This window comes from Bacillus sp. V3-13 (assembly GCF_002860165.1).
Classification (GTDB): Bacteria; Bacillota; Bacilli; order Bacillales; family Cytobacillaceae; genus Bacillus_BJ.
The window spans coordinates 106142-124449 of the sequence record NZ_PGUZ01000002.1 but is presented as its reverse complement, the minus strand read 5'-3'; the positions used below and the strand labels follow the sequence as shown (position 1 = coordinate 124449).

23 protein-coding genes and 1 pseudogene are annotated in these 18308 nt (G+C 43.0%); 8 read left to right on the top strand and 16 right to left on the bottom strand.

The window, feature by feature from the left end; all coding sequences use genetic code 11:
* Positions 1-182 precede the first annotated feature (182 nt).
* The gene (locus CU633_RS01110) at positions 183-662 is read left to right on the top strand and encodes a divergent PAP2 family protein (RefSeq protein ID WP_101657878.1); all 480 of its coding nucleotides are present in this window, start codon (positions 183-185) and stop codon (positions 660-662) included.
* A 12-nt stretch (positions 663-674) separates the two neighbouring features.
* On the top strand, positions 675-1463 hold the full coding sequence (locus CU633_RS01105; RefSeq protein ID WP_101657877.1) for a cobalamin-binding protein: 789 nt from the start codon (positions 675-677) through the stop codon (positions 1461-1463).
* 22 nt (positions 1464-1485) lie between these two features.
* Here the strand turns inward: CU633_RS01105 and CU633_RS01100 are convergent, their stop codons facing one another.
* From CU633_RS01100 to CU633_RS01090, 4 genes are all read right to left on the bottom strand, one after another.
* Entirely contained in the window at positions 1486-2202 is a 717-nt protein-coding gene (locus tag CU633_RS01100) for a 3D domain-containing protein (protein WP_101657876.1), read from the bottom strand.
* A 308-nt stretch (positions 2203-2510) separates the two neighbouring features.
* Positions 2511-2831, bottom strand: a complete 321-nt coding sequence (locus CU633_RS01095) for a YuiB family protein (RefSeq protein WP_101657875.1) — start codon at positions 2829-2831, stop codon at positions 2511-2513.
* A 113-nt stretch (positions 2832-2944) separates the two neighbouring features.
* Entirely contained in the window at positions 2945-3070 is a 126-nt protein-coding gene (locus tag CU633_RS22645) for a YuiA family protein (RefSeq protein ID WP_180954815.1), read from the bottom strand.
* 302 nt (positions 3071-3372) lie between these two features.
* Positions 3373-4590, bottom strand: coding sequence for an NAD(P)/FAD-dependent oxidoreductase (locus CU633_RS01090; RefSeq protein ID WP_101657874.1), 1218 nt, complete (start codon positions 4588-4590; stop codon positions 3373-3375).
* Positions 4591-4979: 389 nt separating this feature from the next.
* On the opposite strand from CU633_RS01090, the gene yumC reads away from it, so the two are divergent.
* Complete coding sequence (gene yumC, locus CU633_RS01085) at positions 4980-5978, top strand: ferredoxin--NADP reductase 2 (RefSeq protein WP_101657873.1); 999 nt, start codon at positions 4980-4982, stop codon at positions 5976-5978.
* Between the two features lie 48 nt (positions 5979-6026).
* Here the strand turns inward: yumC and CU633_RS01080 are convergent, their stop codons facing one another.
* The 4 genes from CU633_RS01080 to CU633_RS01065 all read right to left on the bottom strand — a co-directional run bounded on the left by CU633_RS01080 (position 6027) and on the right by CU633_RS01065 (position 7427).
* Positions 6027-6350 (bottom strand): hypothetical protein, encoded by a 324-nt coding sequence (locus CU633_RS01080; RefSeq protein ID WP_101657872.1) that lies wholly within the window; start codon positions 6348-6350, stop codon positions 6027-6029.
* A 199-nt stretch (positions 6351-6549) separates the two neighbouring features.
* Positions 6550-6729, bottom strand: a complete 180-nt coding sequence (locus CU633_RS01075) for a hypothetical protein (RefSeq protein WP_142383385.1) — start codon at positions 6727-6729, stop codon at positions 6550-6552.
* A gap of 102 nt (positions 6730-6831) precedes the next feature.
* Entirely contained in the window at positions 6832-6981 is a 150-nt protein-coding gene (locus tag CU633_RS22640) for a hypothetical protein (protein WP_180954814.1), read from the bottom strand.
* A gap of 83 nt (positions 6982-7064) precedes the next feature.
* Positions 7065-7427, bottom strand: a complete 363-nt coding sequence (locus CU633_RS01065) for a HesB/IscA family protein (protein ID WP_101657869.1) — start codon at positions 7425-7427, stop codon at positions 7065-7067.
* A 226-nt stretch (positions 7428-7653) separates the two neighbouring features.
* Between CU633_RS01065 and CU633_RS01060 the strand changes: the two genes are divergently transcribed.
* The gene (locus CU633_RS01060) at positions 7654-8352 is read left to right on the top strand and encodes a DUF2225 domain-containing protein (RefSeq protein ID WP_101657922.1); all 699 of its coding nucleotides are present in this window, start codon (positions 7654-7656) and stop codon (positions 8350-8352) included.
* Between the two features lie 95 nt (positions 8353-8447).
* On the opposite strand, the gene CU633_RS01055 is transcribed toward CU633_RS01060, so the two are convergent.
* Positions 8448-8687: a YuzB family protein gene (locus CU633_RS01055; protein ID WP_101657868.1), complete on the bottom strand. Its 240-nt coding sequence runs from the start codon at positions 8685-8687 to the stop codon at positions 8448-8450.
* Positions 8688-9031: 344 nt separating this feature from the next.
* Here CU633_RS01055 and CU633_RS01050 point away from each other — a divergent pair, with 344 nt between their 5' ends.
* On the top strand, positions 9032-10099 hold the full coding sequence (locus CU633_RS01050; RefSeq protein ID WP_101657867.1) for an NAD(P)/FAD-dependent oxidoreductase: 1068 nt from the start codon (positions 9032-9034) through the stop codon (positions 10097-10099).
* A gap of 25 nt (positions 10100-10124) precedes the next feature.
* On the opposite strand, the gene CU633_RS01045 is transcribed toward CU633_RS01050, so the two are convergent.
* Positions 10125-10448, bottom strand: a complete 324-nt coding sequence (locus CU633_RS01045) for a YuzD family protein (protein ID WP_101657866.1) — start codon at positions 10446-10448, stop codon at positions 10125-10127.
* A 58-nt stretch (positions 10449-10506) separates the two neighbouring features.
* Here CU633_RS01045 and CU633_RS01040 point away from each other — a divergent pair.
* A pseudogene (locus CU633_RS01040) lies at positions 10507-10837 on the top strand (NifU family protein).
* 39 nt (positions 10838-10876) lie between these two features.
* Here the strand turns inward: CU633_RS01040 and thrB are convergent.
* The 4 genes from thrB to yutH all read right to left on the bottom strand — a co-directional run bounded on the left by thrB (position 10877) and on the right by yutH (position 15418).
* Positions 10877-11797: a homoserine kinase gene (thrB, locus tag CU633_RS01035; RefSeq protein WP_101657864.1), complete on the bottom strand. Its 921-nt coding sequence runs from the start codon at positions 11795-11797 to the stop codon at positions 10877-10879.
* A complete protein-coding gene (gene thrC / locus CU633_RS01030; RefSeq protein WP_101657863.1) occupies positions 11794-12855 on the bottom strand; it encodes a threonine synthase in 1062 nt (353 codons plus the stop codon). Before thrC ends, thrB begins: the two co-directional genes overlap by 4 nt.
* Positions 12855-14150, bottom strand: a complete 1296-nt coding sequence (locus CU633_RS01025) for a homoserine dehydrogenase (RefSeq protein WP_101657862.1) — start codon at positions 14148-14150, stop codon at positions 12855-12857. Before CU633_RS01025 ends, thrC begins: the two co-directional genes overlap by 1 nt.
* 263 nt (positions 14151-14413) lie before the next feature.
* Positions 14414-15418: a spore coat putative kinase YutH gene (yutH, locus tag CU633_RS01020; protein ID WP_101657861.1), complete on the bottom strand. Its 1005-nt coding sequence runs from the start codon at positions 15416-15418 to the stop codon at positions 14414-14416.
* Positions 15419-15625: 207 nt separating this feature from the next.
* Between yutH and CU633_RS01015 the strand changes: the two genes are divergently transcribed.
* On the top strand, positions 15626-16129 hold the full coding sequence (locus tag CU633_RS01015) for a phosphatidylglycerophosphatase A family protein (RefSeq protein WP_101657921.1): 504 nt from the start codon (positions 15626-15628) through the stop codon (positions 16127-16129).
* A gap of 95 nt (positions 16130-16224) precedes the next feature.
* Here the strand turns inward: CU633_RS01015 and CU633_RS01010 are convergent, their stop codons facing one another.
* Both CU633_RS01010 and hepT read right to left on the bottom strand, forming a co-directional pair.
* Positions 16225-16989 carry a TIGR01457 family HAD-type hydrolase gene (locus CU633_RS01010; RefSeq protein ID WP_101657860.1) on the bottom strand — a complete coding sequence of 255 codons (765 nt, stop codon included), beginning with the start codon at positions 16987-16989 and terminating at the stop codon, positions 16225-16227.
* 179 nt (positions 16990-17168) lie between these two features.
* A complete protein-coding gene (gene hepT / locus CU633_RS01005; protein WP_101657859.1) occupies positions 17169-17606 on the bottom strand; it encodes a type VII toxin-antitoxin system HepT family RNase toxin in 438 nt (145 codons plus the stop codon).
* Positions 17607-17819: 213 nt separating this feature from the next.
* Between hepT and CU633_RS01000 the strand changes: the two genes are divergently transcribed.
* Positions 17820-18089, top strand: a complete 270-nt coding sequence (locus CU633_RS01000) for a DUF3055 domain-containing protein (RefSeq protein ID WP_101657858.1) — start codon at positions 17820-17822, stop codon at positions 18087-18089.
* Positions 18090-18308: the final 219 nt, after the last annotated feature.

Below are 18308 nucleotides of genomic sequence, written 5' to 3'. Positions count from 1 at the left end.
ATAAATTTCACTGCATTTTTATCTTAACAAAAGCAGCAACCCACTTAAATGTTTCCAATCTCTCATAGCGGTTATTACATAATAATAGACGGTTTATTTTATGAATTTCGTCAAGGCGAACAATTCATTTGTTTTTCTTTTATATTATGTAATAGACGATAAATAAAAAGGTGGTTTTTTAATTGGAATTACTTACGAATTTTCCTTTCTGGGCATCGTTGGCAGCGATTTTTTTCGCCCAGTTTGTGAAAGTCCCGATTCAATTCATCGCAACGAGAAGGCTTGACTGGTCCTTGCTGACGAGCACCGGGGGAATGCCCAGCTCCCATTCTGCAGCTGTTACGGCTCTTTCTACTGGTGTGGCGCTCGAGACAGGTTTACATTCCGCAGTCTTTGCAGTAGCAGCTATATTTGCGATCATTACGATGTTCGATGCAACCGGTGTCCGCCGCCAGGCTGGTGAACAGGCGATTGTTCTTAACCAGCTTGTTGCTGATTTTACCAAGTTTATGGAGGAAGCAAAAATGTGGCAGAAAAAACCGGAGCAGGAGAAGCGGAAAGAGCTGAAGGAGTTGCTCGGTCATAAGCCGATCGAAGTCTTTTTTGGCGGACTGACCGGAGTGCTCCTTACCTTGCTTCTTTATTTTCTTTTTGTCGTATAGGAGGCCGTCATCATGCGAATCGTGTCATTATGTCCAAGTAATACAGAAATCGTTGCTTATTTACAGCTGACCGGCTCTCTAGTCGGGGTTGATGATTTTTCTGACTGGCCAAATTGTGTTCATAACCTCCCGAAGCTCGGGCCCGATTTGTCAATTGATATTGACAAGGTTGAACAATTAAAGCCGGACCTGGTGCTGGCCTCATTGAGCGTACCAGGAATGGAAAAAAATGTGGTAGAGCTTAAAAAACGGAACATCCCGCATATCGTTTTAAATCCGCAAAGCCTTGCCGATATCCAGGAAGACCTCCTGAACACCGCTGCAGCTTTAAATGTGCCGGCACGCGGCAGAAGAGCCGCAGCCGATTTTGCACTCAGGCTTGCAAAGTTGAAGGAGGCGGCCTCAACAGTTCACCAGCGGCCATCTCTTTATTGGGAATGGTGGCCGAAGCCTGTATTTACACCGGGGCAAACAAACTGGCTGACTGAAATCAGCGAAGCGGCCGGTGCCTATAATGTCTTTCACGATGTTGAGCTCGCAAGCGTCCAGACTGATTGGAACGATGTGCTTGATCGGAACCCGGATTATATTTGCCTTGCCTGGGTTGGTGTGAGGCGGGGAAAGGTAAATCCCGATATCGTCAAAAAGCGGCCTGGATGGACCGAGCTTGAAGCCGTAAAAGAAAACCGGATCTTTGTTCTTGAGGAAGAGCTTTTTTGCCGCCCATCCCCCAGACTGCTTGAAGGGGCCGAAAAACTCTTCCAGTTGATTCATGGCAAACAAAAGACAGGCAGCGTGTAACAAAAAGCTGCCTGTTTTTTGTTTATTTTTCACCTGTGCTTATATACTGCTGCCTGAAAACTTGCATCGGTTCGGCTTCGTTCAATGCGGTCAATTCCTCTTCGGTCAGTTTCCCATCTCCACGCTCAACAACAAAGACATCAAGTGTTTTCTTGCCCCAATGCTTGAATATATCGTCGACTGTTTTATAATAGAGATCGAGTTTATTGCCTTTGATCGCTCCGCCTTTATCTGCTACAACACCATATCCATAACCGGGAATGAACAAAATGGTTCCGATCGGAAATACATTTAAATCTGCTGCTATGGTCGAATAGAGATCCCTTTTCACCTTCACCCCGGAGTATGTAATTCCATACGCAGGGTGGTCAGAACCTTTTCCGGTAGACTCATAGCCGGCTGTGTAGCCTGTCGCCACAACGGTCTGTTTCGGATACTGGCTCCAATCAATCGTGTCCTCCAATGATGGCAAAGTTCCAGCTACAGCATCGGTTGAAGAGATTTTCGGTTCAACCTGTGCTACTTTTTGAATAAACTTAAATGCAAGCCCGATAGTTTTTATATTATGATCAAAATAGTTTCTGTCTTCAACCTCATTTTGTCCATCATGCCCTCTTTGTGCCATCGCAACAAACGTCTTGGCTTCAACACCTGAAATAGATTGAAATGTTGTCGACATAGCTGCCAAGCATAAAATCGTCATTACTGAACGCTTAATCCAAACTTTTGTTTTCTTCAAATTTTTCACTCCTCCCAAGACTATTCATTTCCCATATTTCAGAGAAATATTCGTAAAAGGAGAAAAAACATAGGAAAATAAGGCTATAAGCTAAAAGTTTTGCAATTTACTAGCAAGTTATGTATTATGAAGATTTTATATTGAATAAGGAAAAGCTCCTGAGCGGCCCCTTCCCCACGATCGTTAAAATTTGATAAATTCAGTTGGAATTTTGGCTTCTTTGTTAATTCATTTTGTATGACTATCCGCATTTTCCCAATGCAAGAAATCAGGGGATAAAAAAAGAACCCTCTCAAAATGAGAAGATTCTAAAACATTTGATAGCCCTTTTTACGAAGCAGTTTGATGACGATTCCGGCCACAATCGCTCCGGCCAGGCCGCTGCTTAAAATGAGGATATCCGCTAAAGCGAGCCGTGAAAACCTTACACCCAACTCTGCAAATGCTGCTTTGCTGCTTGTGAAATATTCTATCAAACGAACATCGTCGACGATAAAGATCGCGATAAGGGGATAAACAATCGCCATTATCCATGACATACGGAGTAGCATATTTAATAAAAAACCAATGCCAAAAAACAGCACAAAGAATAAAAGCATTGATATGATTAATGTAACAATCGTCAGCATTCCATTTCCTCCCTTAACACATCAATTTTAAGTGTACTGAAAGGAAGATAACCCGTCAATTTAAATAACAGAAAAAAACTCCGCATTTGTGAAGTTCTTTGATTCAAGATCGTTTATTTTTTGCTTTTTCCCGAGCCGCCGCAGCAGGAGCATGTTTCAGACCCACCTAGCAAAAGCTGAAAATACCCTTTTCCTGCACAATACGGACAATCTTTTGAATCCAGCTTCTTTGCTGTCATCTGAATCATCTCCTTATATTACTGAATGTTCTGATAATATATCAAAATTTATTTTAAAAGAAAAGAAGCAAAATCATCGAAAAACGATGGTGTAAACGCATACATGGTCCTTTTTCTCCTGATTTCATTTGTTTACTCAATATTTCTGAAAATTATAAAAATAATTTATATGCTGCGTAATTGAAGTGACTGCCCGGATTTATGCCGTCGATTGCTGCTTAACCTGTCAAACGGCCTCCAACTTATGGAGCAGCGGAGAAAAGGGCAAAAAAAAGCAGGCAGACTTCAGTCCGCCTACCTTTTTATAAAATGTTAAATTTCCCTTTTTTAAAGACGAGTGACGCGCCGCCAATCATGTAAAGGGCACGATTATCGATCATTTTTTTCATGAAGGATGCTTTTCCGCCTACCATTTTCTTGCCGAAGGCAACTCCGATCGCATCGTCTTCGCCAAGGGAACAAACTGTTCCTTTAATATCAGGTGTAAAACTTTCAAGTTCGCCTTTATCACGAATAAGGGCGGCCAGGTTTCTGGCGCATACTTCGCCCTGCTGCATTGCAATCTGCGCTGTTGGCGGATAAGGACGGTTGATTTCTTCGTTGATGATCAGGGAACAGTCGCCAATCACAAACACGTTATCTGAACCTGGCACTCTCAAATCAGGCTCAACTTTAACGCGGCCACGCATTGCTTCGATTCCTGACTTTTCGATGATTGAATTACCGCGGACTCCAGCGGCCCAAACAACAGTTCCCGCTTTAATTTCTTCCACTTCTTCTTCGCCTTTTGCAACAATAATTCCATTGGGAGTACATTCCTTGATGGCTGTCCCGATCATGAATTCAACGCCTTTTTTCTCCAATTGGGAAACGGCATATTGGACAAGCTCTGGATCAAAGCCAGGAAGAACCATCGGTGCTGCTTCGACACAAATGATTCTAACATCATGGAAATCAACATCATATTCTTTGCATAATTCAGGGACGCGGTTTGACAGTTCGCCTAAAAATTCGATTCCCGTAAATCCTGCCCCGCCCACTACGATAGAAAGGCGTTCACGTTTTTTGTCAGCTTCTGTATTGTACGTCGCAAATTGGTATTCAATATGCTCACGAATTTGTCTGGCAGAATTGACATTGACGATTGAAAAAGCGTATTCCTTCAAGCCTTTAATACCGAATGTTTCAGGCTCCGCCCCCAATGCGATCACAAGATAATCGTAAGCTGCTTCCCCATTTTCGAGGATGACCTTTTGTTCTTCCATTTTAATTTCAACGGCCGTATCCTGAATGAACTCGACCTTGTTCGTATCGATCACATTTTTGATGTCATAGCGGACACGGTCATGATGCAATGTTCCTGCAGAAGCTTCATGCAGCCACGTTGTTTCATAGTGGTAATCGTTTTTGTTGATTAAAACGATGTCAGCTTCATTCACCCCGACTAGCTTTTGCAGCCTGACAGTAGTCATTAATCCACCGTAGCCTGCTCCAAGAATTACTATTTTTGGCTTTCTCAAAAGTATCACTTCCACCTTTTTCTATATATTTTTCATCTGCAAACACTTTTTCTTATCTTCCGCTGCTTTATAGGTAATTATTTTAAGTTTCAAGAAAAAGTTTGTGATGTAATTCACGAACTAAGACAAAAAAATGTGCTAAATTTGTCATAGAATATTAACAATTGTCTATATTACATATTATTCTTTTTCACCCTACTTTTCAAGCTATTAAAACGAATTAAGAAAATTTATAATAGACTTAAAAAAATTGCCGGATTTTCAATATTGGCTTTGCCTGGACATCAAAGACATTTTTTTCAATCGCAATTCCTGGCTTTTAAGTGAGGATTTCTTTCGTTTATGGTATGATAGGAAAAGGGTTTTATTATCAGATGGGGGGATTTGGTGTGAAAGAAGATCAAAAGGTTTATGATATTACGATCATTGGCGGAGGGCCTGTCGGACTGTTTACGGCTTTTTACGGGGGTATGAGACAAGCCTCAGTAAAAATTATCGAGAGTTTGCCTCAGCTGGGCGGTCAGCTTTCAGCGCTTTATCCGGAAAAATACATATACGATGTTGCAGGTTTTCCAAAAATTCGCGCCCAGGAATTAGTCAATAACCTGAAAGAACAAATGGCTAAATTTGAGCCCGAAGTAGTCCTCGAACAATCGGTCGAGAAATTGGAAAAGCAAGAAGACGATGTCTTTAAATTAACGACAAATAAAAAAATTCATTATTCGAAAACGATCATTATCACAGCTGGAAACGGTGCTTTCCAGCCGCGCCGAATTGAACTGGAAAATGCGGCTCAATACGAAGGAAAGAATCTTCATTACTTTATTGATGATTTAAACCAGTTTGCCGGTCAAAAAGTTGCTGTTTGCGGCGGCGGGGACTCCGCAGTCGACTGGGCGCTTATGCTTGAACCAATTGCGGAAGAAGTAATGATTATTCACAGACGTGATAAGTTCCGGGCGCATGAGCACAGCGTGGAAAATCTTCATAACTCAAAGGTCCAGGTAAAAACGCCTTACATCCCGGTTGAATTGATTGGTGATGATAATGAGATTAAACAAATCGTTCTCCAGGAGGCGAACAGTGACAGCAAAGAGGCGATTGATGTCGATGCCGTAATCGTGAACTTCGGATTTGTTTCTTCGTTAGGTCCAATCAAGGAATGGGGATTGGACATAGAGAAAAATTCGATAGTTGTCAATTCAAAAATGGAAACGAATATTCCGGGAATTTATGCTGCGGGTGACATTTGCACATATGATGGCAAAGTTAAATTAATTGCGTGCGGATTCGGGGAAGCACCGACTGCTGTAAATAATGCAAAAGCTTACCTCGATCCAAAAGCAAGGGTCCAGCCGCTGCACAGCACATCTTTGTTTGAAAAATAAAAATGTAAAAAGGCACCTGATTTGGTGCCTTTTTATGTTTTACTTTTTTTACAACTTAAGATAAGCTAAGAGTTTACCAGAAGGATTTGTTTGTAAAAGCTTAAATTTATTCGATAAATAGAAATCATTCAGCACAGTTATTGGATCATATTCAACACACACTAAGCGCAACCCGGCCAAGTTATAAATCAAGATACAATTTTGCAACGCAAAACTCAATATTACACTACCCGAAATGACACCTTTATATCTATCTGACCGCCCTAGTTGAGCAATTAATATTGAGTTAAAGACCTCCGCTTTTTTATTGTTAGTTACTCTTTTTTTCATTTCACCGGACACATCTTCTAAAAATGAAAATGCCTTTATCATAAGAGTGAAGTAACCTACTATCTCGTTATTATTTTTTTCATCAATTACTAAGCTTGTCTAGTAAACGAACGCTGTTCATTTTCAATGGCATTATTATGTAAAAATGACTCCACATCATTGTTATTTCTGCATAAAAAAGAGGAGAGATATTCTTGTACCTCACCCTCTTCAGTAGCCGCCTCAATTAAACTTGATAAACTTACGATCTGCATTTTCGAGACTTAAGAATGTTCGCTGAGTGAGCGACTCTTTCTTCCTTTGTAAGTTTAACATCATTAAAAACATTTATTTCAGTAATTTGTGTACGTGGAGTCGAAATAATTTGCTTTACTTCTGATTCGTTTAGAGTGAAACGCTCATACAATGTACTCGTAGCCATTTCAATATCCTCCCTGTCGTCGCCCATATTAGCACCACCGAATTCTTAGTATTGTCCCTAAGTTTCCATGAGTATATAAGCAACATATCATTACTTATTATACTACGTATTAGCAATCGCGACAACCGATTTTCCCGCTCCTGAGTATCCATTTTCCCTATTTTGAGTATTATATGCCTTTTTTATACGTGTTGCATGTGCTTTCAAATGGCTCTCCTCAACTACTACATCACTTTTAATCGAATATAACAATGGGATCCAGCCTCCTGCTGAATCCCATTGTTTATGGCATAGCCATTCATATGCACAAGACTGCCTAATCTGTCCAAAAAACTTTAACATTCCTCCGGTGTCCCGGCGTTTACCGCAGTGCGGAACGATGAACCGCAGCCGCATGAGGCGATTGCGTTTGGGTTGTCGATTGTGAAGCCGCCGCCCATCATCGATTGTTTGAAGTCAATTTTTGTTCCGTTCAGGATGGCCGCATCTTCTTTATTGACGAGAACAGGGATACCATATTGCTCATCAAGATAATCATCTTCGCTCTTTTCCTGTTCAAAGCCCATCCCATACGAAAGACCGCTGCATCCTCCACCCCGGACTGCCACCCTCAAGAAAGAGCCCTCTTCTTCATTTTGCTTCATCATATCTTTTATTTGAAGTGCCGCTGCTTCTGTAATCGCCACTACTTGGTTCATGCTCACGATACTCCTTTCCTGTTGTCCAATAAAGATGGACATTATATTCGTTAATAAAAACCTATCTATAAATAGTATATACACTTGAGTTCCAACACTCAACTGAATGAGCCGTCCCTCCGTAAATATCAGTTAAAAATAAGTGAAAATGAATCCCTTTTATCATCATATACGGTATAATTTTAACTATATTCTAAAATAAGAAATCGGATGGATGGTGTTTGCTTTGACTGAGTTAACTCCCTTGTATGATAAAAGCTGCCAATGTATGATGTGTAAAAAGTCATTTACCACCAAAAAGATCCGTTCCCGTTTTGTCAAAGTGAAAGAGTATGAAAGCGATTTTAAGCCGGTCTATGAGTCCGTTGAAAACAATCCGCTCCTATACTACATAAATGTCTGCCCACATTGCGGCTTTTCTTTTTCAGACGACTTTTCTCCTTTTTTCCCGCCCGGGGCAAAAAAAACAATTACCGAGAAGGTATCGAATAAGTGGGTACCGCATGAATTTGGACATCAGCGCAGCATCGGCACTTCGATTAATGCATATAAACTCGGATCATATTGTGCTACTCTCAAGAAAGAAAAGCATATCATCGTTGCCGGGATATACATGCGGCTTGCCTGGCTATACCGCGCTCTGAATAATGGCACACAGGAACAGCGTTTTATGAAACTGGCAGTCCATGAGTATAAAGAATCCTTTACAGCCGACGATTTTCAAGGTACCCAGGTTTCCGAGACGAGATTGCTGTATTTGATCGGTGAGCTGTCAAGAAGAATTGGCGATGAAGACCAGGCGGTCAAGTATTTCTCAAAAGTAATTGAAAAACAAAGCGGAACGACGGAACCAACAATAATTGAAATGGCCCGGGAACGATGGCATGAGATCAGGGATGCCCGAAAGCAGGCTGAAGGAATATAAAAAGTTGAAAATAATTGTTTTGAGGAGTTTACGTTTTGGTGTGAACTCAGCAGTGAAAAACCAGCCGGCCAGGATGGCGGCTGGTTTTTTCTATGTTAAAACATCGGATTTTCTTCCAAGTATTGATATATATTTTTTACCAGGCCGGCCGGCGTATCGCCGGTAACCACCTCTCCATTCACGAGCGCATACAATGATTGCGCACATTTTCCGCAATAGCCAAGACAACCATATTCAATCACGTCCAGATTCGGATCTCTCTCAAGCTCTTCAAGTGCCTCCTGTGCACCGCTTGCCAGGTTGCTGATGCAGAATTCTATGATCGGCTTAATCAACACTCTCACCTCTTTACTAGTACTTTATCCTACCTGTTTTGTCCATGCGCGTCAAATAGCATTGCCTCAGCCCTTTTGTCAAGTTTTTTTGCCTTTATCTGTTGTGATTTTGTGACAATTTCGTTATACTTTTTATGGTGTTAACAGTGGCAAAAATAATTTATCTTTATTTAACTTTTTCAGAAAAATAATTTTCAGGTCTTTTTTATTGTTGATCAATGGATAAACGTCCTAAACATAAGAATGCATGATCGGGATGCTTTTTAATGTAGGTATCGTTATTATTCGCTAACAGGGATTCGGAGGGAATTATTAAACCGCTTACAGATAAAGGGGAAATTCGCATGAAAAATTTAGTCATTCTTGGTGGAGGCTATGGCGGAATGAGAATTCTTCACCGCCTTTTACCGAATCAACTGCCAGAGGACATTTCGATCACTCTGATTGATCGCGTCCCTTATCATTGTTTAAAAACGGAGTACTATGCACTGGCTGCCGGAACAATCTCAGATCAACATATCCGGGTTGCTTTTCCTGAACATCCCCGCCTGCACGTCAAATACGGGGAAGTATCAGGGCTAAACCTTGAGGAAAAACAAGTATTGTTGAGCGGTGAGGGCCCCGTCAGCTACGATGATTTAATTATTGGACTGGGTTGTGAAGATAAATACCATAATATTCCTGGTGCCGATATTTATACGTTCAGCATTCAATCGATTGATAAATCGAGGAATACCTATCAGGCCTTGAACAATCTTTCCCCTGGCTCGACGGTTGCGATTGTCGGAGCAGGACTTAGCGGAGTCGAGCTTGCCAGCGAATTAAGCGAGAGCCGACGTGACTTGAACATTAAGCTGTTTGACAGGGGCAACCATATTTTATCAGCATTTCCCGAACGGTTGAGCACTTATGTAGAAAACTGGTTTGACAACCACGGCGTTGACATCGTCAATAATGCGAATATTACGCGCGTGGAAGAAAAGCTATTATACAATCACGATGAGCCTGTTGGCTGTGACGTGATTGTCTGGACGGCTGGAATTCAGCCAAGCAAGGTGGTCCGTGATTTGGACGTTGAAAAAGATAATCAGGGCAGAGTCCTGCTGACACCCCAGCACAATATACCAGGCAATGAAAACGTCTATGTAGTCGGCGATTGCGCGGCGCTGTCACATGCGCCGAGTGCGCAATTAGCCGAAGGGCAGGCAGAGCAAATCGTCCAGGTGCTGCAGAAGCGCTGGAACGGCGAAGCCCCTCCGGAAAGCTTCCCGCCGATCAAATTAAAGGGAGTGCTCGGATCGCTCGGCAAAAAGCACGGTTTTGGCCTGGTTGCCGACAGGCCAATAACCGGCCGCGTCGCACGTCTGTTAAAATCGGGGATACTCTGGATGTATAAGTATCATAATGGATAAAAAACCTTGCTGCGGCAAGGTTTTTTTAAGCTTCATATCCATGCTTCTCCATTTCGGCAAAAATGGTTTTCAGCCTCGGGTTTCCTTCTCCAACGATTTCGCCTTCGATTACAACGACAGGATAGAACATATCTTCCTCAATCACCTGGCGGGCAAACGAGGCTTTGGCCTCTTCAGCTGGAGGATGGTATATATCAACATAAGTGATTTTAAATGGCTGACCGGGAAATTTCCTGGCAACTGCGGCTTCAAGCCATTCAAACGTTTCTTTTGAAGATGGAAGGTTCACACAGCTTGGACAAAGCTGGTCTGCTCCGTATACGATAATCTCGACTTGTTTGTTCGCCATTTTTCCACCCCTGTTTGGTCTTTTTATTCATTTTACAATATACACGAATGAAAAACCTATGAAAATACTGTTTAATTCTGGTTTTCTGATTCAAGGAATAGATTTTTCCCTGACTACTGATTATAATAAGTATTAAGAAAGGAGTCGATTTCATGTCTGATCTAGATGTTAAAGCTGAAGTCCAGGAAGTATTAGATAAATTGCGTCCGTTTCTTCTTCGCGACGGAGGAGACTGCGAATTGGTGGATGTTGAAGACGGCATCGTCAAGCTTCGCCTGCTCGGTGCATGCGGAAGCTGCCCAAGCTCAACCATTACTTTAAAAGCAGGAATCGAACGGGCCCTTTTAGAAGAAGTTCCAGGAGTTCTTGAGGTAGAACAAGTATTTTAAGACATTAAAAACGATTTCACCGCTGGTGAAATCGTTTTTTTATTTATAAACCTGATAATATTCTGTTTCGACATTGCTCCCGGTCCGGTCCATTTCCAAACTCAAAACATCCATGTCGGGAATTTGCTTTCTGAGGCTGGATGCGAGCTTGTCCCCTTTTCCTCTCTCGACGAAGCAAATAACAGCAGGTCCTGCTCCGCTTAGCGCTGTGCCAAATGCTCCGCTTTCGGCTGCTATCGCTTCGATGCGGCTTAAATGGGGAACCAATTTGCGGCGGTACGGGTGATGGTACCGGTCTGCAGCCATCATTTTCCCGGCGAGCTGCCAATTCCCGGATAATAATGCGGCAATAAGCACATTTGAAATTGCTCCAGCCGCAACGGCTTCCTTAAAATCAAGCAATTCCGGCAATACCTGGCGGGAAGCTTCTGTTAACAGCTCCTCTTTTGGAACGACTGCGACAATATCAAAATAAATATCGTTGAAAACTGCGGCATTAGCCTCCCCGCCATTCAGGCAGCCGATCACGAGACCCCCGAATAAAGAAGCTCCGGCATTATCCGGGTGCCCCTCCAATTGGGACGCAAGCTCGAACTTTTCCTGTTTCGACAAGCCTAATTGGCAAACGGAATCAGCTAATTCGATGCCGGCCACAATGGCCGCTGCACTGGAGCCCATCCCTCTGGCAAGGGGGATTTCACTACTTACGCGGAGATGGCAGCCCGGCATTTCTTTCCCATACTTGGCCGCTGTCTTAATGGCCGTAGCACAAATAAAATTCGATTCATCTTCAGGAAAGTCATGCAACTCATTTGTTAAATAAACAACTTTCCATTCGCTGCCGGGGAATACCTCAACGGTCAAATAAAGATTTAATGCCAGTCCGATTGAATCAAAGCCTGGACCCAGATTTGCTGTACTGGCCGGAACTTTGATGACCAGCTTTTCATCTTCCCTCATATTTGGACCACACCCTTAATATGCCGGGCAACTTCCTCGATGCTATTTGGAAGAACAACCGGTTTTACAGTGCTCACATCAATTGCTGTAGCCGGGTCCTTTAGACCGTTCCCTGTTAAGATCGCAACGATTCGTGCGCCTCGTTCAATTTCATTGTTTTGCAGTTGTTTATAAACTCCTGCGAGTGATGCGCATGAGGCCGGCTCGGCAAATATGCCTTCACGGGAAGCGAGAAGCTGGTAAGCAGCAAGAATTTCCGCATCGCTGACTTCGTCAATTTTTCCGTTCGATTCTTCAACTGCGTTGACCGCTAAGCTCCAGCTTGCCGGATTGCCAATCCGGATTGCCGTTGCGACAGTTTCCGGCTCCTCAAAGATGCGATTATGGACAATTGCCGCAGCTCCTTCCGCTTCAAATCCGTGCATCCGCGGGAGAGCATACCCTTTTATCTCGTGGTACTCTTTAAAGCCCTTCCAGTAGGCACTTATATTCCCTGCGTTTCCGACCGGAATGGCTAATATGTCCGGCGCCCCGCCAAGCTGGTCGCAAACCTCAAAAGCACCTGTTTTTTGCCCTTCGAGCCGGTATGGATTTACGGAGTTGACGAGTGTAACCGGCTCAGTCTCGCTGATCTTTCGTACCATCTGTAAAGCTTGATCAAAATTGCCCTCTATAGAAATGATTTCGGCCCCGTACATGACGGCCTGGGCAAGCTTGCCCATTGCGATCTTCCCTTCAGGAATCACGATGATACAGCGCAAGCCGGCCCGCGCCGCATACGCCGCAGCAGAAGCAGATGTGTTTCCTGTGGAAGCACAAATAACCGTGTCACTGCCCTCTTCCTTTGCTTTTGCGACGGCCATCACCATTCCCCTGTCCTTAAAGGAACCGGTCGGGTTGGCGCCTTCTGTTTTGACGTACAGGTCCACTCCCCATTCCAGAGAAAGCTGCTCCAGCCTGACAAGGGGTGTATTTCCCTCGTGTAGTGATAATAATGGTGTCTGTTCATTAATAGGTAAATATTCGCGGTAAGCTTCTAATAATCCCGGCCATTTCATTAACGGCCTCCCCCTTCTACTCGGTATGAGCTTTTGATTTCATTTACAGCACTCAAATCTCTTAATTTATTTAAAATTTGCTCGTAATCCTCCAGGGACGCACGATGTGTGACAAGCACAATCTCGGCTGCCTCTGCTTCTTTCAAAGGAAGCTGGAGGATCTTTTCAAAGCTGACCCCATGTTCAGCGAATATCGACGTAATATTGGCGAATACCCCGACTTCATCCTTGACATGAATCCGTAAAAAATATTTGGAATAAATTTCTTCAGGATGCTTCAGTTTTTTTTCATACTGCGGGGAAATAGCACTTTTGCCGTTCACGCCAAGACGCATGTTTTTCATGACACCGACAAGGTCTGAGACAACGGCCGTTGCTGTCGGCAGGCTTCCCGCCCCCGGCCCGTAAAACATCGTTTCCCCTACAGCTTCACCGTACACATAAACAGCATTATACTCATCATTAACGGCTGCAAGAGGATGTGTATCGGCGAGCAAGGTCGGCTGGACACTCACTTCAACTTTTTCGCCTTCCCTCTGGGCTATACCGATTAATTTCATCGTGTAGCCCAGCTGTTTTCCGTACTGCAAGTCATCCTCTGTCACAGAACGGATTCCCTTTACCTTTACATCATCCAAATCGATTTTCATGGAGAAACCAAGAGTTGAAAGAATCGCCATTTTTCTGGCGGCATCAAGACCGTCAACGTCTGCTGTTGGATCTGCTTCGGCATATCCGAGCCTTTGTGCTTCAGCCAGTACATCCGCATAAGCACTGCCTTGTTTGCTCATTTTAGTAAGAATGTAGTTTGTTGTTCCATTGACAATTCCCATCATCTTCGTAATCCGGTCAGATGCAAGCCCGTCAACAAGGCTTCTCAGGATAGGAATCCCGCCGGCCACACTTGCTTCATAAAATAAATCACAACCATTTGAGGAAGCCGTTGTAAGCAATTCCGCACCATGGACCGCCATTAAATCCTTGTTGGCAGTAACAACATGCTTTTTCTGTTTAAGTGCCTTTAAGAGAAGCTCCTTAGTCTCCTCGACTCCTCCCATTACCTCTATAATAATGTCAATATCCGGATCATCGATGATCTCCTCAGCATTTGCGGTCAGCAAGGATTGATCTATTGCTACCTCTCTCTCTTTATGTATGCTCTGGACGAGAACTTTCTTCACCTGCACTGGGCAGCCAATTTGGTGGATCAGCTTATCCTGATGGTTTTCAATGATTTTTACGACACCTGATCCTACTGTTCCCAATCCCAACAAACCTATCGAAATTGCTTTCATGCTTTGCCTCCCCAACAATGTCTTTTTTATGCGTACAATTGTTTATATATAAAAGACATTATAATTTGGTTATTGTACTTTTACAATAGCAAATTGTAGCCGGTTTCTGTCTGTAACCGCTTTACATGCACGTCTATCAATGATAAAAATATTTTTATTATTTTTAAAAAAAGGCTTTGAACTTTGGATTTGGTGCTGCTTTTTCAATTTCGGAGCTAATCGCCATGCCGGATCAGCTTCAACCTATTTTTACGGCATGTTGATCAGCGATTTTTGAGCCATTCCGGTTCAGGGACTCTCAGCCTGCGCACGGGAACTTCTGCAAGCTGATAAAACTCGCCCAGGAAGCGTTCGTATTCGCCAGATTGCGATAAATACTTGTTGAACCGATCCTCCAGCAAATGCTTCTGTTGTTCTGAGGATGTTGTATAATAGTTTTCGACACAATCATAGTAGTGAAGAGGAAATAAAATCCTTGCGTATAAAAGTCGCCAGGAAAACGGTGAAAGGCGGGAGATCGTTTGATAACTTTGCAAAAATTGCTTCAGCCCCGGCTGGTACGTTTGCGTATGATGAAAATAGTGATCCCTTGTCCATTCGGCAAGATCCCTGCTTGGATGGTCAAACACCCAGTCCAACGGATTTTTTATGAATGGCTGCCCCCATGTTGTTTCCGAGAACCGTTCATGGCAGACTGTGCCCCCATCAGCACCAGCCGGTTCTTCGTCTATTTCGGTATCAACTAAATACTGGATCGCATTTTCTGTCAAACCCATATAATAAGGGAAGGAATCCAAAAACAATTTATCAAATTCATAATCAGGCTGTTGAAACAGCTTACCATTCCATACGGTTTCCATTTGCTCGAGCCGTTTTTCCCACAGCTGTTTCCATTGTCCGATCCTGCTGATCTTCTCAACTGAGAATGGTAACGATCGTCCGCGAACATGGAACTTGGCCAGCTTCCGGCCGATGTTTATTTGGCGGACCGATTCACGTTGTCTGTAAACAAGCAGACAGTACGCCTGCCCGCCCGATTCATAAACGAACTGCCCCGCTTTCGTTTTTACAAAGGCAGACACATTCCTGTCTCCAGCGCTGATTAAATGCCGGGCTATTTGGTCCAGCTCTGTCAACTCCTCCAGTGCAAGGCTGGAAGGAACTAAAAAATACAGTTCATTATTTTTTTTAAAAGCTCTATACTGGCCAAGTTGCAGCTCCTCTTCCGCGCGAATCCCATATTGCTGCTCGATCATTTGTTGGAGCAATTCTTTTCACCCTTTTCGATCATTTTCTTTTCAATATATGCCTGATATCCGTAAAACTTGTTGAGTTTGCCGAATAAGGATATCGTTTAAGGAGATGATGAAAAAAGACATTTGCAGAATTCATGCTCAGGAGGGAGACTGAGATTCAGGAAAGCATATTATAGATAACACATATATACAGTGAAAAACAAAGGAAAAGGTGAGGAAATGGAAGAACAAAAAAAAGTAGTCGGTATGACCGAAAAAACAGCCCGTAAATGGCTTCATGAAAGGGGAGTAGAAATCCAGGACATTGCGGAACTTGTATTTTTCCTGCAGGAAAAGTACCACCCAAACCTGGATATAAACGATTGCATACAAAATGTCGAGAAGGTTCTCTCAAAAAGGGAAGTGCAAAATGCGATTCTGACCGGCATCCAATTGGATATATTGGCTGAAAAAAGGATGCTCGAGGACCCTTTGCAAACCATTATCCAAACAGATGAGAGCCTTTATGGCGTCGATGAAATATTGGCATTATCAATCATTAACGTTTACGGTTCGATCGGTTTTACGAATTATGGATACATCGATAAAGAAAAACCCGGGATTTTAAAGCATTTAAACGATAAATCGAAGGGAAAATGCAATACCTTCCTGGATGATATTGTAGGTGCGATCGCTGCTGCCGCTTCAAGCCGGCTCGCCCACAGCTCAGCGAACGCTGAATAAATCACAATCTCCACGTGTTGATTTTTAACACTTCGATAATTTATCGTTCCCACAGAGAAACCCTGCCACAAGTTTGGAGGCAGGGTTTCTCTGTGTTATATTTCCCATTGATCGAGCGAATTCACCACATATGTGGGCTGCTGCTCATAGTTTTTCAGCATTTCTTTTGTTGTGACACCCGTATGGACAAGCAGAGTATCCATCCCGGCATTTATACCTGCAAGAATGTCGGTGTCATAATTGTCCCCAACCATTAATGTCTCTTCCTTGTCTGTCCCAAGAACCTTTAAGGCTTGCTCCATTATGATCGATTCCGGTTTGCCAATAAAAATCGGTTTCGTTTGTGTTGAAACCGTAATGACGGACGTAATTGAACCATTGCCGGGGAGGAACCCTCGCTCAGTCGGCAAAGCAATATCACCATTGGTTGAAATAAACGTTGCCCCGTTCCGCACTGCCAAACAGCCGATGGCAAGTTTTTCATAGTTGACTGACCGATCAAGGCCAACGACTACATATTCTGCATCTTCCCCTGCAAAAGCGAAGCCTTTTTCTTCAAGAGCGGTGCGAAGTCCATCTTCCCCAATAAAATAAACAGATGCGTTGCTATTTTGTTCATAAATATAATTCGCGGTCGCCATGCTGGTCGTAAACACCAGATTTTCCTCGGCAGGAATGCCAAAGGCTGTCAGTTTTTCAGCAACCTGGGCCGGAGTCCGTGATGAATTATTCGTTACAAATAAATAAGGAATGCCATGATCGCGCAGCTGTTTAACAAAAACTGCAGCCTCTTCAATCAACTCGGTCCCCTTGTACATTGTGCCGTCTAAATCAATTAAGTACCCTTTATATTTTCTCAAGTCTGTCACTCCCAACTATATGATACCCGATCTTTTATATTATTAAAAAATATAGATTTGTGCAATGCTTCACTTTCTATACTGCTTATGACACCATCCACAGCTGAAGCAGTGGGCTTTCTTCGACCCAATCTGTAAAAAAACAACAGGACCGGGCAGTGGTCCCGCAGTGTATACTGTCAATTTTTAAAGGCTGATACCGGCCCAAGTTCATTCAGCAAATAAGCCCGTACTGCCGGCGCAAACTGTTTTAAAGCTGCTATATGTGTTTGGAACGCGGATTTAAGGGCATCATGATCAATTTCCGTATAGGTTTGAACGAGCACCTTTCTAAATGTCAGGATGTTTTTGTAGGCGCGGCCCATTTCGGCCGTGATCACCTTTTCATCTGCCAGAATATCGACTATGTCTTCATAACTGCCCGGATCACGCATAATAAATCCATCGATCATCGCATTGCCAACATCCAAACAAGCTTCGATTATCGTATGGGTTAGCCGCTCCAACGCTGCCTGCTCAAGCGGATCCTCCCATTTGTCTCTTTCTTCAAACAGGCGAATTTGTCTTTCTAAGTATCGCAGTATTTCGTCGATCTTTTCCCTGTCCACAAAGTACACTTTTTGTCCTCCTTCCAAAGGATACTGCGGTGAAATGCTTTCGACAAATGTCTAATATTGTTTTAATATGGAAAGCTGCTTTATCCCAATATTGTATCATAAGTATGTAGAAATACATGTTTTCCCCTGCTATTATATAGAAATGATAGCAGTTCTGTTAAGATAGAAAAAGGAATTGAGCGAAAAAACTGTGCAGATACGGAGGAACGATAGATGGCAGAGCGATTTTTTTTATACGATGATACAGAGGAAACAAAAACGAGGTTCGTCAGCTTTATGGGAGAAAATACACGTTTCGATTTAGCGATAACACAAACTGACCGCCATTATGGAAAGTCTCTCGTCCTTGATATGCAAGGAAGCCGGTTTGCCATCATTGGCCAGGACGATCTGGATGAAGAGGGATATTTGGAGTACGCCTTTCAGCTCTCGGAGGAAGACGCGGCCGAACTCCGTTCTTTTTTATATGACGCTCTTTTCTAAAAGATTGTTGTTTTTTAGAAAAGCCATGAGTTGCTTGATATTGTGAATTATCAAGTGTAACGTGCATTCATGGCAAATGGGTAATCCTGTAGATTCCCCATATTTATTATAGAACAAATGTTCTTATATTGACAATGGCAACAAAGTTTTTCTAAAAAAGCCTATATGAAATCATATAATTTGAAATAAAACAGCCAGCTTGACATGCCTGGCTGTTTT

Bases quoted from the DNA above. Each gene is read 5' to 3' on its own strand.
- CU633_RS01000 (WP_101657858.1), top strand. From the start codon at position 17,820: ATGGCAGAGCGATTTTTTTTATACGATGATACAGAGGAAACAAAAACG.
- CU633_RS01015 (WP_101657921.1), top strand. From the start codon at position 15,626: ATGGAAGAACAAAAAAAAGTAGTCGGTATGACCGAAAAAACAGCCCGT.
- CU633_RS01025 (WP_101657862.1), bottom strand. From the start codon at position 14,150: ATGAAAGCAATTTCGATAGGTTTGTTGGGATTGGGAACAGTAGGATCA.
- thrC (WP_101657863.1), bottom strand. From the start codon at position 12,855: ATGAAATGGCCGGGATTATTAGAAGCTTACCGCGAATATTTACCTATT.
- CU633_RS01080 (WP_101657872.1), bottom strand. From the start codon at position 6,350: ATGATAAAGGCATTTTCATTTTTAGAAGATGTGTCCGGTGAAATGAAA.
- CU633_RS01065 (WP_101657869.1), bottom strand. From the start codon at position 7,427: ATGAACCAAGTAGTGGCGATTACAGAAGCAGCGGCACTTCAAATAAAA.
- CU633_RS01050 (WP_101657867.1), top strand. From the start codon at position 9,032: ATGAAAAATTTAGTCATTCTTGGTGGAGGCTATGGCGGAATGAGAATT.
- CU633_RS01045 (WP_101657866.1), bottom strand. From the start codon at position 10,448: ATGGCGAACAAACAAGTCGAGATTATCGTATACGGAGCAGACCAGCTT.
- thrB (WP_101657864.1), bottom strand. From the start codon at position 11,797: ATGAGGGAAGATGAAAAGCTGGTCATCAAAGTTCCGGCCAGTACAGCA.
- CU633_RS22645 (WP_180954815.1), bottom strand. From the start codon at position 3,070: ATGACAGCAAAGAAGCTGGATTCAAAAGATTGTCCGTATTGTGCAGGA.
- CU633_RS01095 (WP_101657875.1), bottom strand. From the start codon at position 2,831: ATGCTGACGATTGTTACATTAATCATATCAATGCTTTTATTCTTTGTG.
- CU633_RS01105 (WP_101657877.1), top strand. From the start codon at position 675: ATGCGAATCGTGTCATTATGTCCAAGTAATACAGAAATCGTTGCTTAT.
- CU633_RS01075 (WP_142383385.1), bottom strand. From the start codon at position 6,729: ATGGCTACGAGTACATTGTATGAGCGTTTCACTCTAAACGAATCAGAA.